General features: G+C 68.1%; 13 protein-coding genes. 9 read left to right on the top strand and 4 right to left on the bottom strand.

The window, feature by feature from the left end; all coding sequences use genetic code 11:
• Positions 1–24 precede the first annotated feature (24 nt).
• Complete coding sequence (locus tag BOSE46_RS04785; RefSeq protein WP_159538755.1) at positions 25–1944, top strand: hypothetical protein; 1920 nt, start codon at positions 25–27, stop codon at positions 1942–1944.
• Between the two features lie 25 nt (positions 1945–1969).
• Positions 1970–2935 carry a UDP-glucose 4-epimerase GalE gene (gene galE / locus BOSE46_RS04790; protein ID WP_159538757.1) on the top strand — a complete coding sequence of 322 codons (966 nt, stop codon included), beginning with the start codon at positions 1970–1972 and terminating at the stop codon, positions 2933–2935.
• Positions 2936–3033: 98 nt separating this feature from the next.
• On the opposite strand, the gene BOSE46_RS04795 is transcribed toward galE, so the two are convergent.
• The 3 genes from BOSE46_RS04795 to lexA all read right to left on the bottom strand — a co-directional run bounded on the left by BOSE46_RS04795 (position 3034) and on the right by lexA (position 6144).
• Positions 3034–4650 carry an HAD family acid phosphatase gene (locus BOSE46_RS04795; RefSeq protein ID WP_159538759.1) on the bottom strand — a complete coding sequence of 539 codons (1617 nt, stop codon included), beginning with the start codon at positions 4648–4650 and terminating at the stop codon, positions 3034–3036.
• A gap of 326 nt (positions 4651–4976) precedes the next feature.
• Positions 4977–5255: a GIY-YIG nuclease family protein gene (locus BOSE46_RS04800; protein ID WP_159538761.1), complete on the bottom strand. Its 279-nt coding sequence runs from the start codon at positions 5253–5255 to the stop codon at positions 4977–4979.
• A gap of 166 nt (positions 5256–5421) precedes the next feature.
• On the bottom strand, positions 5422–6144 hold the full coding sequence (lexA, locus tag BOSE46_RS04805) for a transcriptional repressor LexA (RefSeq protein ID WP_159538763.1): 723 nt from the start codon (positions 6142–6144) through the stop codon (positions 5422–5424).
• An 84-nt stretch (positions 6145–6228) separates the two neighbouring features.
• Between lexA and BOSE46_RS04810 the strand changes: the two genes are divergently transcribed.
• Genes BOSE46_RS04810 through BOSE46_RS04820 form a run of 3 tightly spaced genes read left to right on the top strand, consistent with a single transcriptional unit; the run spans position 6229 to position 8477 of the window.
• The gene (locus tag BOSE46_RS04810) at positions 6229–7059 is read left to right on the top strand and encodes an SDR family oxidoreductase (RefSeq protein ID WP_159538765.1); all 831 of its coding nucleotides are present in this window, start codon (positions 6229–6231) and stop codon (positions 7057–7059) included.
• 11 nt (positions 7060–7070) lie between these two features.
• On the top strand, positions 7071–7946 hold the full coding sequence (locus BOSE46_RS04815) for an aminoglycoside phosphotransferase family protein (protein WP_159538767.1): 876 nt from the start codon (positions 7071–7073) through the stop codon (positions 7944–7946).
• A gap of 33 nt (positions 7947–7979) precedes the next feature.
• Complete coding sequence (locus BOSE46_RS04820) at positions 7980–8477, top strand: hypothetical protein (protein ID WP_159538769.1); 498 nt, start codon at positions 7980–7982, stop codon at positions 8475–8477.
• On the opposite strand, the gene BOSE46_RS04825 is transcribed toward BOSE46_RS04820, so the two are convergent.
• Positions 8471–9454, bottom strand: a complete 984-nt coding sequence (locus BOSE46_RS04825) for a YihY/virulence factor BrkB family protein (protein ID WP_159538771.1) — start codon at positions 9452–9454, stop codon at positions 8471–8473. The two genes, BOSE46_RS04820 and BOSE46_RS04825, sit on opposite strands and share 7 nt — an antisense overlap.
• 284 nt (positions 9455–9738) lie before the next feature.
• Here BOSE46_RS04825 and BOSE46_RS04830 point away from each other — a divergent pair, with 284 nt between their 5' ends.
• The 4 genes from BOSE46_RS04830 to BOSE46_RS04845 all read left to right on the top strand — a co-directional run bounded on the left by BOSE46_RS04830 (position 9739) and on the right by BOSE46_RS04845 (position 13173).
• A complete protein-coding gene (locus tag BOSE46_RS04830; RefSeq protein WP_159538773.1) occupies positions 9739–10122 on the top strand; it encodes a LysM domain-containing protein in 384 nt (127 codons plus the stop codon).
• A gap of 235 nt (positions 10123–10357) precedes the next feature.
• Positions 10358–12247: a penicillin-binding transpeptidase domain-containing protein gene (locus tag BOSE46_RS04835; RefSeq protein WP_201299522.1), complete on the top strand. Its 1890-nt coding sequence runs from the start codon at positions 10358–10360 to the stop codon at positions 12245–12247.
• Positions 12248–12277: 30 nt separating this feature from the next.
• A complete protein-coding gene (locus BOSE46_RS04840) occupies positions 12278–12958 on the top strand; it encodes a type 1 glutamine amidotransferase (RefSeq protein WP_159538775.1) in 681 nt (226 codons plus the stop codon).
• Complete coding sequence (locus BOSE46_RS04845) at positions 12955–13173, top strand: hypothetical protein (protein WP_159538777.1); 219 nt, start codon at positions 12955–12957, stop codon at positions 13171–13173. Before BOSE46_RS04840 ends, BOSE46_RS04845 begins: the two co-directional genes overlap by 4 nt.
• Positions 13174–13199: the final 26 nt, after the last annotated feature.

Here is a 13199-nt window from a genome sequence, read left to right on the forward strand (position 1 = left end):
TTTCGTCGACGCCCCGGGGAATCCATGAAATCGCGCTTCATTGCCATGCTCGTCGCACTCCCGGCGCTCGTCGCCGGGCTGCTGGTGTTCTCCCCGGCTGAGGCCGTCACCCACAACACGTACGTCAGCACCGATTACGTGACGATGAGCTCGATCTCCTCGACGGGTCTCGGTGGCAAGGTCAGCGTCTCGTGCCGCGGCTCGAAGCGGTGCAAGGGAACCCTCTTCTTCGAGGGCAGCGAGAACCGCAAGCGGTCCTACAGCCTCAAGGGCAACAGCAGGGCGACGATGTCGGTCACGATGAACAAGGGCAGCGCGGCCGACCCGTTCGCCCACGGCGATCCGAAGGGCGTCGACGGCCAGTACAAGGCGGTCGCCGGCGTTCGCCTGTTCGTCAACGAGGACTCGCCGCGCAATGTCACCGTCAGCTACAAGGTCCAGACCGAGACCCGATCCGCTGGCCGCATCTACTACAACATCAACGGCAACGCCGCGGGCCTCTCCGACATGCGGATCGAGCTGCACCGAGTGCTGCGAGGCGGCAACACGACGCTCGTCGCGAGCCGCGCGATCACGGGCAGCACCTCCTCGTACTTCAGCTCCAAGCTCGGCACCAACAACACGCCCGGCCCGTCCTACAAGATGAAGCTGCGGGCAGTCGACGACAGCAGCAACCGTCACCTCGAGTGGTGGTGGCGCGGCGGGAGTGGCAACACCGTTGGTGGCAGCCGCTATCTCCGCGAGGGCAACACGGTCCGCTCCACCAAGGACGGCTTCGTCGCCCCCATCTTCTGGGGAACGATCAGCGGCGTTGCGCCGGCCAACGCGGACGTCCGCGTCTACGCTCCGCCGGCATCGTCCAGCGGCGGCACCGTCGTCCGGCGTGAGCTCGACGTGCCCAGCTGCGCCAACATCTTCGGTGAGGACGAGGCCAACTCGGGCGGCGGCTACTCGATCCCGTTCCTGCCGTACGACAACACTCCTGCCACCAAGAACTACACCGTCATGACCAAGGTCAGCGGCGACCAGGTGTGGCTCGGCAGCGGCGGACAGCGCTTCGGCAGCTGCCAGGCCGTGCTGGACTACAGGTTCAGCCGCAGCAACCTGATCGCGCTCAACGGCCCCACCCTCGGCGGGCAGAACGTCAACGTCGGCGCGGACCGCAGGACCACCACGATCAAGGCGAAGTACAGCGGCTTCAAGCCGACGGTCTTCGACGAGTACGTCCGCATCCGCGAGAAGGTGCCGGGCCTGTCGGTCCTCGACACTCCGGTCGTCGCCGATGGCGGCACAGGGAGCGATCACGAGAAGGCGTTCAGCCTGCCCTACGGCCAGTACTGGGTCGAGGTCGGCCGTCGCACGGGCTGCTCCGCCTGGTACCCCAGCGTCTACACCAACAACAAGGCCTACTTCAATGGCGCCGACCGGGGCGCGGAGGCGTGGAAGTCCTTCCGCAGGCTTGCCTCGCTGCCGGGCAGTGCGAACACCGGGCTCGAGCACGTGGCGATCGTGCACGGTGCGTCCTACGACCGTGAAGGCAAGTCCAGTGGCAAGGCCGGCTGGATGTATCGCGACTACTGCAAGGCGTACGGAGAGGGCACCGTCAACAGCCTCACCGTCAGCCCGACGTCGGCCTCGACCAAGACGACGAGCACCAACGACAAGGGCGCCATCGTCAAGGGACACGTGTCGCGCACCGGTGGTCGCACCAACAAGGAGATGATGGTGCGGCTGTCCAACTCCGGCGGCACGATCGTCCTGCGCACCGACTTCACCGACAGCAGCGGCAACTTCTACATCGCCGGCCTGGCATCGGGCAAGTACACGATCTCGGTCAACTCCGACTCGTGGCGCGGCATCGGGCGTACGTTCTCCGGCAAGCACTCGATCACGGTCAAGCGCGGGCACACCTACAGCGCCGGCACCCTCAAGTTCAAGGGCTGACCGCCGCTCTGACAGTCTGGTCGGCATGACAGTCCTCGTCACCGGCGGCGCCGGCTACATCGGCTCGCACATCGTCCGGGCCTTCCGGCTCGCCGGTCTCGAGTGCGTCGTCGTCGACGACCTCTCGAGCGGACACCGGGAGTTCGTACCGGCCGATGTCGAGCTGATCGACACCAACATCCTCGACTCGACCCTCGTCGCCAAGGCGATGGTCGAGCACGAGGTCGAGGCCGTTGTGCACCTCGCCGGGTTCAAGTACGCCGGTGTGTCCGTCCAGCGCCCCCTGCACACGTACGAGCAGAACGTGCAGGGCACGGTCAGCCTGCTGCAGGCGATGCACGAGTCGGACGTCGACAAGATCGTCTTCTCGTCCAGCGCCGCGGTCTACGGCACGCCTGATGTCGACCTGGTCACCGAGACGACGGCGACGGCGCCCGAGTCGCCCTATGGCGAGAGCAAGCTGATCGGCGAGTGGCTGCTGCGCGACGCGGCTCGCGCGTTCCCGATGCACCACACGTCGCTGCGCTACTTCAACGTCGTCGGCTCGGCGGTGCCCGACCTCTACGACACCAGCCCGCACAACCTCTTCCCGCTCGTCATCGAGGCGCTGCTGGAGGGTCGTACGCCGCGGATCTTCGGCGACGACTACCCGACGCCCGACGGCACCTGCGTACGCGACTACATCCACGTCGCCGACCTCGCCGATGCACACGTCGTCGCGGCGCAGAAGCTGCTCGCCGGGCAGGACCTCGAGCCGGTCTACAACCTCGGCAGCGGCGACGGTGTCTCGGTGCGCCAGATCATGACGGCCGTGGCCGAGGCGACCGGCATCGAGTTCGAGCCCGAGGTCGTCGACCGCCGGCCAGGCGACCCGGCGCGGATCGTCGCATCAGGCGAGCTGGCGACCCGCGACCTCGGTTGGGCGATGCGGCACTCCCTGATCGACATGGTCAGCAGCGCTTGGAACGCCCGCCAGAACCACCCCGTCTGACCCACCGATCCGGTGGTTGAGGAGCGAGGAACGAGCGTCTCGAAACCACCCAGTGGTTTCGAGGCTCCGCTTCGCTCCGCACCTCAACCACCGGACGTTTACGGCAGGTAGTAGGTCGGGTTGGGCAGCTTGTAGGGCTTGCCGTGCCCACCGATCAGGTCGCTGAACTGGTCGCCGAAGTTCGCGACGATGTCGTAGCCGCCGCCACTCGGTGACTCGACGTGCGCCCTGGTCTGCGACTTGTACTCGATCGTCGTGCACTTCGCGGCCGCGCACGTGACGTACGACGGCTGCTGCGACGACCCGACACCGGTCCACTTGGTGTAGTAGTTCGCCGCGGTGAAGCCCTGGTAGCCGACCTTCTGCAGGTTGGCGATCGTCGCCGACTTCTGGTTGTCGTTGCGCCCGGTCAGCCCGATGATCGTGCACCCGGCCTTGCCGGCAGCGTTGACGAAGCCGACCATCGAGGGCGTCGCGGGGAACTTCTGACCCTGCACGTAGACGTCCTGCAGAGCCGGATCGAACGTGAAGTGCATCCCGGCGACCTCCATGTCGTACGTCCAGAGGGTCGTGTCGTCGGCGTCGAGGACGATCGCCGGCTTGGTGTGGTGCTTGGCGCCGGCGCGGCACTTGGCGAGCACCGACGGGGCGAACGAGCGGGTCAGCTTGTTCATCTCGCGGATGTAGGGCGAGCTCGTCTTGTCGGCGATGCCGTTGCCGGGATCGCCGTAGTAGGCGTAGATCGTGCTCTTGACCGAGTCGACGTTGGGGATGCCCTCGCCGTCACCCTTGAGCCCGCTGGAGCCGTCGGGCTGCATCGTGAAGTGCGTACGCGGCGACAGCCACGGCTCGCGCACGCCCGGCAGGTTGGCCGACGGCAGGTAGTAGGTCGGGTTGGGCAGCTTGAGCACGCGGTCGGCATACCCACCCTGCAGGTCGGACCACTGGTCGCCGACGTTGAGCGTGATGTCGTAGCCGAGTGACTCGATGTGCTTGCGGGTGCCCGCCTTGTACTCGACGGTCGTGCACTTGGTCGCCGCGCAGGTGATGTAGGACGGCTGCTGCGAGCTGCCCGTGCCGGTCCACTTGGTGTAGAACCGGTCGGCGGTGAAGTCGTCGTAGCCGACCTTGTCGAGGTTGGCGAGGGTCGCTGCCTTCTGGTTGTCGTTGCGTCCGGTGAGGCCGAAGATCGTGTAGCCGATGTCGGCGGCCTTGTCGACGAAGCCGACCATGGCCGGGGTCGCGGGGAACTTCTGGCCCTGCACGTAGACGTCCTGGAGGGCGGGGTCGAACGTGAAGTGCATCCCGGCGACCTCCATGTCGTACGTCCACAGGGTCGTGTCGTCGGCGTCGAAGACGATGGCGGGCTTCTTGCCGTGTCTGATCTCGCGGTCGTACGTCGACTGGAGGTTCTTGGTCGCCCGCTTGACGATGCGGTCCATCTCGGAGATGTAGGGGGAGGAGCTCTTGTCGGCGATGCCGGTGCCGGGATCGCCGTAGTAGGCGGCGATCGTCTTCTTGACCGAGTCGATGTTGGGGATGCCGGCGCCATCGGCCCTGAGGCCGCTGGAGCCGTCTGGCTTCATGACGAAGTGTGTGCGTGGCGCCAGCTTCGTGTCGTGGCCGTGGTGGTGGCTCTTGGCCTGCGCGGGTCCGCCGGCGAGGACGAGTGAGGTGGTCGCGGCGACAGCCACGAGCGTACGGATCGAGATCATGTGTCCCCCAAGGACGATGCGGTTGCCAGACGCAACGACGCTACTCCCCAATTTCCATTTCGGCGACTGCGGATCCCGCCCCCTAAGAAGGCCGTCTGCGGCCGACTGGGAGCGAGTTCTGCGAGCGAAGGGTGGTGAGATTGCACGCTCGCGCGGATCCCGCCCCCTAAGAAGGCCGCCCGCGGCCGACTGGGAGCGAGCTCTGCGAGCGAAGGGTGGTGAGATTGCACGCTCGCGCGGACCCCGCCCCCTAAGGAGGCCGTCTGCGGCCGACTGGGAGCGAGCTCTGCGAGCGAAGGGCCGTGAGGTCGCAGGCTTACGGCAGCTCAGAACAGTTGTGACTGGTCCTCAACCTTGACGCCGGGTCCGTACGCGATCAGCTTCTTCTTTTTGCTACGAGTCCACCCGTGCACGGTTCGCTCGCGCCCCCACGCCTCGGAGACTCTTTCGTACTCTTCGAAGTAGAGGACCTGCACAGGCAGTCTGGTGCGGGTGTATTCGGCGCCAAGACCCTCACGGTGCTCCCAAAGTCGCCGAACGAGGTTGCGGGTGCTGCCGACGTAGAAGGTACCGTCGGCGCACAGCAGGATGTAGAAGTAGCCCATCTGCGGATGATGGCCGAATCGCTTGTACGGCGCAGAGAACCTTCCACAGGCGACCCTCCACCTCGCTACCTTCGCTCGCTCGTTCCGCCCCCTGCTCGCAGAGCTCGCGGGGGTGCCCCCAGCTCGCTCCCGCTCCTCGCAGGGCTCGTCGCTAGCGTGCGAAGGGTCAGACCTTGCGGAGGACTGCGGTGACGATGCCGAGGATCGAGGCGTGGGTGCCGTCGATCGGGTCGTACGCCTCGTTGTGCGGGAGCAGCCAGACCTGGCCGTCCTTGCGCTGGAACGTCTTGACCGTGGCCTCGCCGTCGAGCAGCGCAGCGACGATGTCGCCGTTGTTGGCGGTCTGCTCCTGGCGGATGACGACGTAGTCGCCGTTGCAGATCGCGGCGTCGATCATCGAGTCGCCGGAGACCTCGAGGAGGAACAGGGTGCCGTCGCCGACGAGCGACTTGGGCAGCGGGAAGATCTCCTCGACCTGCTCGGTGGCCAGGATCGGGCCACCGGCGGCGATGCGGCCGACGAGCGGGACGTTGGTGGCCTGGGGGAGTGCGTCGCCGATGCCGGTCTCGTCGAACGTGCTCTCGACGGCGCTGCTCATCGAACGGCGCGCGGCCATGACGTCGGGCAGGAATATCTCGAGTGCGCGCGGGCGGTTGGGGTCGCGCTTGACGTAGCCGAGCGCCTCGAGGGCGCGGAGCTGGTGCGCGACGGACGACGTGCTGGTGAGGCCGACCGCCGCACCGATCTCGCGCATGCTCGGTGGATAGCCGCGCTTCTCGATCTCGTCACGCAGGAACTCGAGCACCTTGCGCTGCCGCGCGGTCAGCCCAGAGGAGTCCGCGGGTCCGTCGGGAAGCTCGGTGACATCGGCATTGCGGTCGTCGGTCATGCGGGAAGGGTAACCCGGAACACAGGGCCAGTTCAAACATATGTTCGATGGCGTGTCGCGAGTCGTGGCGTCTAGGTTGGCGTGGTGCCGAAGCCCCTCGTGAAGCCCGGAAAGCCTCGATCCGCCGTCGTGACAGGGTCCGGGCGGGGCATCGGACGGGCCATCGCCGTCGAGCTGGTCGGTCGTGGCTACCAGGTGATCGTCACGGATCTCGACGCCGCCGCAGCCGAAACGACGGCCAACGAGATCGGCGCGGCGCTCGGCCTCGGTCTCGACGTGACCGACCCCGACGCCAACCGCGACATCGCCGCGCGCGCCCGTGAGATCGCACCGCTCGGCGCGTGGGTCTGCAACGCCGGCGTGCTCATGGAGGGCGACCTGACGGCGCTGTCGGTCGGGCAGGTACGCGCGATGGTCGAGGTCAACGTGCTCGGCGTGATGTGGGGCGTACGCGCTGCGGCCGACGCGTTCCGTGATCAGCACGAGGTCAAGGGCGGCGACATCGGCGTCATCGCGTCCCTCAGTGCCCATGCGCCGGTGCCGGGCCTCAGTGTCTACGCCGCGACCAAGGCGGCTGTGCTGTCGTTGACGACCTCGCTGGCCTCGGAGCTGCGTCCCGACAAGATCCGCGTGCACGCCGTGTGCCCTGACGGGGTCGACACCGCGATGGTCGCGGGGATGGACGCGCAGGGCGACGTACGCGCTGCGCTTGCCGCCGGTGTGCTGCTCACGCCGCCGCAGGTCGCGCGCGAGCTCGTCGACATGTTCGGCACGGGTCGCGTCTACAAGACGCTGCCCGCGTGGCGCGGGGCTGTCGCGCGTAGCGCATCACTCGCGCCGCGAGCCGCGGTCCACCTCGACCCGTGGGTGCGCAGGCTCGGCGCCCGGCGGCTCAAGAAGGCCGGCAAGCGTTGACCGTGGGCCGTATGCACGATGGCCAGGTCGAGACGAGCCCTGAGCTGGTACGCAGGTTGCTCGAGTCCCAGTTCCCCGAGCTGGCCGGGCTGCCGATCAGGCGAGTGACCGAGTCCGGAACCGATCACGACCTCTATCGCGTCGGTGGCGAGCTGCTTGCCCGCCTGCCGGTCCTCGAGTGGGCGCCCGGGCAGGCCGAGCAGGACCAACGGTGGATACGCGCGCTGGCGCCACACCTGCCGCTGCAGGTCCCGGACATCGTCGCGATCGGCCGGCCGGGCGAGGGCTATCCGTGGCCGTGGACGCTCGTCACCTGGTTCACCGGAGACGTCGTCACCGGCGACAATGTCGACCTGGCCGCGGCCGCGGTCGACCTCGCGGAGTTCGTCATAGCCCTCCAAGGCGTACCGACTTCCGGAGCTCAGGTGAGGACCGGTAGGTCGAGGGGTGCACCCTTGTCCCATCAGGATCCAGGCGTACGACCGAGGATCGACGAGCTGGCGGAGGAGATCGACGCGGCCGCCGTGACCGCGGCATGGGAGGACGCCCTGGCCGCGCCGCCATGGCAGGGGCCTCCGGTGTGGCTGCACGCCGACATCCAGCCCGGCAACCTGATCGTTCGCGACCGGCGGCTCGTCGCGGTCATCGACTTCGGCGGGATCGGGGCGGGTGACCCGGCCGTCGACCTCATGCCGGCGTGGAACCTGTTCGAAGGGGAGTCCCGCCGGGCCTTCCTGGATGCGCTCGGCCATGACGACGCGACCCGGAGGAGGGCACGCGGATGGGTCCTGGCGCCGGCGTTGCAGGGTCTCGGCTACTACCGGGAGTCGTTCCCCGAGTTCTCCGAAGCGTGCCGGCGGCGGATCGAGGCCGTGCTCGACGACTGAGCCTGTGACACCCGCGCGGAGTAACGTCCCACCATGCGAGAAAACACTCTCGTGGCTGGCGGCGTCGGGCTGATCATGGTGATCGGCGTCGCCACCATGTGCAGTGGGAACAACGACGACGCCGGCGACAACTCTTCGAACGACTCGCCCAACCAGACCGTCGTCAAGTGGGTCAGGCGCGACAATGCTCGCGCTCCGTGGATGAAGCACGTCAAGCATTGGGACACCGGAAGCGGCATCACCGTCGAGACGGACTACTCGCCGGATCGGCCGACCTCCTGGGCGGCAGCGTACGAGATCTGCAAGGCGGTCAAGCGCGCCTATGCGAAGGGTGCCAACGAGCTGCCGAAGGTCACGGTCAACGGCGCCAGGACGCACCTCTGGATCAGGGTGGACGGGTCGAAGCACCGGGACATCGACACAGAGCAGCTGGCGATCTCGGCGAAGCGGCACGGCTTCGTCTGCGGGATCACGCCGCCTGAAGACGACCGCAAGGCCCGGAAGCTGGGCGTGCCGGTCTACCCCTACTGATCCTGGCGAGCCTTGCGCTTGAAGAGTGAGCCGAGGCGGGACTTCTTGTCCGGCTCCTTCGCCGGCTCTGGCTCCTCGACCACCTCGACGGGCACGGTCTCGCCGTCGGCCTCGGCCGTACGCCACTCGGCGATCTCGTTGTCCTCCTCGACCGTCTCGGCCGTCACGACCTCTTCGCGCACCGCCTCGACGCACGCGCCGAGCAGGATCGCGTAGATGCCGATCCAGAGCCACAGCAGCAGCACGACGACACCGGCCAGTGCGCCGTACGTCTTGCCGTAGCTGCCGAAGTTGTCGACGTACAGGGAGAAGCCGACCGACACGAGCAGCCACAGGGCGGTCGCGACGAGCACGCCCTTGGTGATCAGCTTGTCGCCCGCGGAGCGGTTGGGCGCGAGGCGGAACAGCACGCCGATGGCGACCATGACGGCGAACAGCAGCAGGAGCCAGCGACCTGCCTCGAACGCCGCTCGTACGCCCGGCACGATGTCGACCTCGTCGAGCACCGCCGGCGCGACCGCGACGAGGGCGACCACGAGGATGACGAAGACGAGCGCGCCGAGCGTCAGGACGAACGCCAGGAGCTTTCGCTTGATGAAGTTGCGGGTCTCCGCGAGACCGAACATCGCGTTGATCGCGGTGACGAGGTTGCCGACCCCGCCCGCTGCACCGTAGATCGCGAGCACGAGCGCGATCGCGAGGCCGATGCCCAGCGAGCCGTCGGCGGTCTTGGTCAGCGAGTCCATCTGTCCGGTGACGACCGAGGCGGCGTCGGACGGGAGGGCGTCGGCCACGTCCTGCGACTGCTTCGCGACGGTCCCGGGGGAGGCCACCAGCCCGTACGTCATGACGGCCGCGATCATCGCGGGGAACAGCGAGAGGAACGCGTAGAAGGCCACGCCGGCAGCCAGCAACGGGGCCTGTCGGGCGGACGCCTGCTTCCAGGCGGTGATGACGCTTGCTCGAGCTGATGCCATGTCTCGACGGTAGTGCGGCGCTGTCGGCTTCGCCTGTCGACGCGCGTGCGAACGTGGCGGGTCGACACAATGTTCGAACGAATTCTGCCTGCTATATCGCCGAAAACGTCACGCTGATCGAATTTGTGTTCGACAGGTGCTTCCTTTTGTCAGAGGCGTACCCTATCGTCGTACATGTGTTCGATCGAACGCCTGTTCGCACCATCGAATGACATCGAGAACAGCGTTTGATCGACCACACCACAACTTCAGATCCAGCCCTCACTTCCCCCTTGGAGGCCATCATGAGCACCATCGCCATCGGTCGTCACGACCACGACATCCGTCCCGTCCGCCACCTGCGTGCGGTGCCCGACGCCAGGCCCGCTCCGCGTGTCCGGCTGACCCGCCGTGGCAAGGTCGTCGTCCTTGCGGCCGCCGTCGCGGTCGTCGCCTTGCTCGTGGTGATGTTCGGCTCGTCGTCATTCGCCGGCGACCAGGCCGGAGCGGCGCCCGAGACCACGTCGGTCCGCGTCCTCCCCGGTCAGACGCTGTGGCAGATCGCCTCCGAGGCCAACCCCAACGGTGACATTCGCAAGACGGTCGACGAGATCGTCCGGCTCAACTCGCTTCCGAACGCCTCAGCGCTGCAGCTGGGCTCGGAGATCGCGGTGCCGGTCTACAACTGACCGGTTGCTGCACGATCCACTGACGTCCGCGGTGCACCTTGGGGAAGGGGTGCCGCGGACGTTCGTGTTCTCACCACCCGCCGGTCGAGTAGCCCGCGAGCTCTGCGAGCCGGCGTATCGAGACCACGCAAGATGAAGGACTCGCGGGAGCGTTCGTTGACCGGGGGAGCCGCACCTGTTTGACTGCTCCTTCCGCCTGTGCGCGAAAGCCTGACACGATTTCGAGGGGAACCACGTGACGTCACCTGCTGTGCCCGGCCGACGGACCATCGCCGCACTGTGCGGCGTCACGATGCTGGCGGCGTTGCTGAGCGCCTGCACCGGCGGTCCGCCCAGTCCCGACAAGGCAGCCGATGCACTCGCGAGCGCTCTGACGAAACAGCAGCTCAAGGGCGTACCGGTGACCAAGGGTGGCCGCATCCCACAGGCCGACCTCGACCGGATCGTCGAGGGCATGGGCTCGGCCCGGGCCAAGGTCAGCGTCAGCAAGGTCGAGCAGGACGACAAGTCCGCGACCGCGACGCTCAAGACGAGCTGGACCTTCAAGGGCGCGGACTGGAGCTACAGGACGCGCGCCGAGCTGGCGTACGAGGACGACGAGTGGCGCGTCAAGTGGAGCCCGGCGATCGTCGCGCCCAAGCTGAAGGCCGACGAGGAGCTGCGGCTGCGTACGTCCCCGGCTGACCGCGGCGACATCGTCGGCGCGCGGGGCGAGGGACTCGTCATCGAGCGCCGGGTCGAGCGCATCGGCATCGACAAGTCGCGCATCAGGGCGGCCGAGGCCGAGGGGTCGGCGCGAGCACTGGCGCAGCTGGTCGACGTCAACGCCGATCGCTACGTTAAGGCGGTCAAGGCGGCCGGCCCCCAGGCGTTCGTCGTGGCCCTCGTGGTGCGCGCCGACTCCGACGACACCCTCAGCGACGCCCAGGTCGCGTCGATCCCCGGCGCCGTCCAGCTGGGCGCCGAGCTGCCGCTGGCGCCCACCAAGACATTCGGACAGCCGCTCCTCGGAGCCGTCGGCGAGGCGACCGCCGAGGTGATCGCGAAGTCCAAGGGCTCGGTCACCGCCGGCGACCTGGTCGGGCTGACCGGTCTCGAGCAGCGCTACGACAGCCGGCTGCGTGGTGCGCCCGGCGTGACGGTCGAGGCGGTGGCCGGGTCGAAGGCTCGCGAGCTGTTCTCCAGCGACGCGCGCGCCGGCAAGAACCTGCGCACGACGATCGACCTCAAGCTGCAGGGATCGGCCGACGAGATCCTCGCCGACGTGAAGCCCGCGAGCGCGATCGTCGCGATGCGGCCCTCGTCCGGCAAGATCGTCGCTCTGGCGAGCGGCCCGGGCGGCAAGGGTGCCGACACCGCCGCGGCGGGTCACTACGCTCCTGGCTCGACGTTCAAGCTGGTCACGGCGTTGGCGTTCCTGCGCTCCGGGCTCAAGCCGTCGAGCATCGTGCCGTGCACGCCGACCGTCACGGTCGACGGACGTACGTTCAAGAACTACTCCGACTATCCGGGCCGCGCGATCGGCAAGATCCCGCTGAGCTCGGCGATCGCCAACTCCTGCAACACGGCGATGATCGCGACGCGCGGCAAGGCGCCTCAGGACAAGCTGGCCCAGGCCGCCGCCGCACTCGGCCTCGGTCCGGACCTCGACCTCGGCTACCCGGCCTACCTCGGCTCGGTGCCGACACAGGCCAAGGGCACCGAGCGCGCGGCCTCGATGATCGGCCAGGGCAAGATCGAGGCCTCGCCGCTCGCGATGGCCGTGGTGGCCGCGTCGATCGCCAAGGGCTCCCGCGTCACGCCGATGTTGATCGCGGACTCGCGGACCAAGCCGGTGGCGAAGCCCGCCGACCCGTTGACCGGGGCTGAGGCCAAGCAGCTGCAGGAGATGTTCCGCGGCGTGGTGACCGGCGGCAGCGGCGCGTTCCTGTCGGACGTGCCGGGCAAGCCGGTCTCGGCCAAGACCGGCACCGCCGAGTACGGCAACGGCACCCCACCACGTACGCACGCATGGATGATCGCCACGCAGGGCGACCTCGCGGTCGCGGTGTTCGTCGACGACGGCGAGTCCGGCTCGCAGACCGCCGGCCCGTTGCTCGAGGAGTTCCTGCGGAGCGCGCAGTAGCGGCGCCCTATCAACGGGCACAATGAGGTCATGCGCATTCACGTGGTCGCCGACGAGGCTGACAAGGACGGCGGCTACTTCCACGAGCGCCTGCTCGAGCTCGGCGCCGAGCTGATCGAGCTGGACCGCGACGACCTTCCGGCGTACGGGAGCATCGGCGAGACGGACCTGATCCTCCTGCTCGGCTCCGACAAGGGCGCCCACGAGCCGAAGTGGAAGGACGTCGTCGAGGCCGAGTCGCGGTTCGTACGCGTCGCGCTGCGAGCCGGCACTCCGGTGATGGGCATCTGCTACGGCGCGCAGCTGATGGCTCGCGCGCTCGGTGGCACGTCGTGGCGCGCCGACGCCCCCGAGCTGGGCTGGCAGCGCGTCGACACGACCGACCCGCTCCTGTGCCCGGAGGGGCCGTGGGCGCAGATGCACAGCGACGTGTTCGCGCCAGGGCCGACGTCGAAGGTCATCGGCACGTCGTGGCGCGGCCCGCAGTGCTTCGTCGACGAGGCGCACGGTGCGCGGGCGATCGCGTGGCAGTTCCACCCCGAGGTCACCGCGGCGACGTACGAGCGCTGGGTCCACGAGGGCTACTACGGCGATGCCGGCATCGACACCAAGGACCTGGTGCGGCAGGCCCGCGCCAACGCGGCGCCGACCCGCAACCGGGCGCACGCGCTGGTCGATGCGGCGCTCACCTACCTGCGGGTCAGCGCGTGAAGGGCCGGCCGAGCGGGTTCGAGTGGGTCGTGCGGGGCAAGGAGGTCGTCATCTCGCACCACGGCCGAGAGGCGGCGGTGCTGCGCGGCGCGAAGGCCCACCAGTTCGTACGCGATGCCGAGACGAGCGACCCGCAGCTGCTGATGGCGCGGCTCACCGGCAACTACAAGCGCGGCAACGAACGTACGGCCAAGCAGCACCCGCGCAACCGTTGACACATACATTGTGTATGCATTGGGTG

The organism is Aeromicrobium sp. 9AM (assembly GCF_902506105.1).
In the GTDB taxonomy this organism is placed as follows: Bacteria; Actinomycetota; Actinomycetes; order Propionibacteriales; family Nocardioidaceae; genus Aeromicrobium.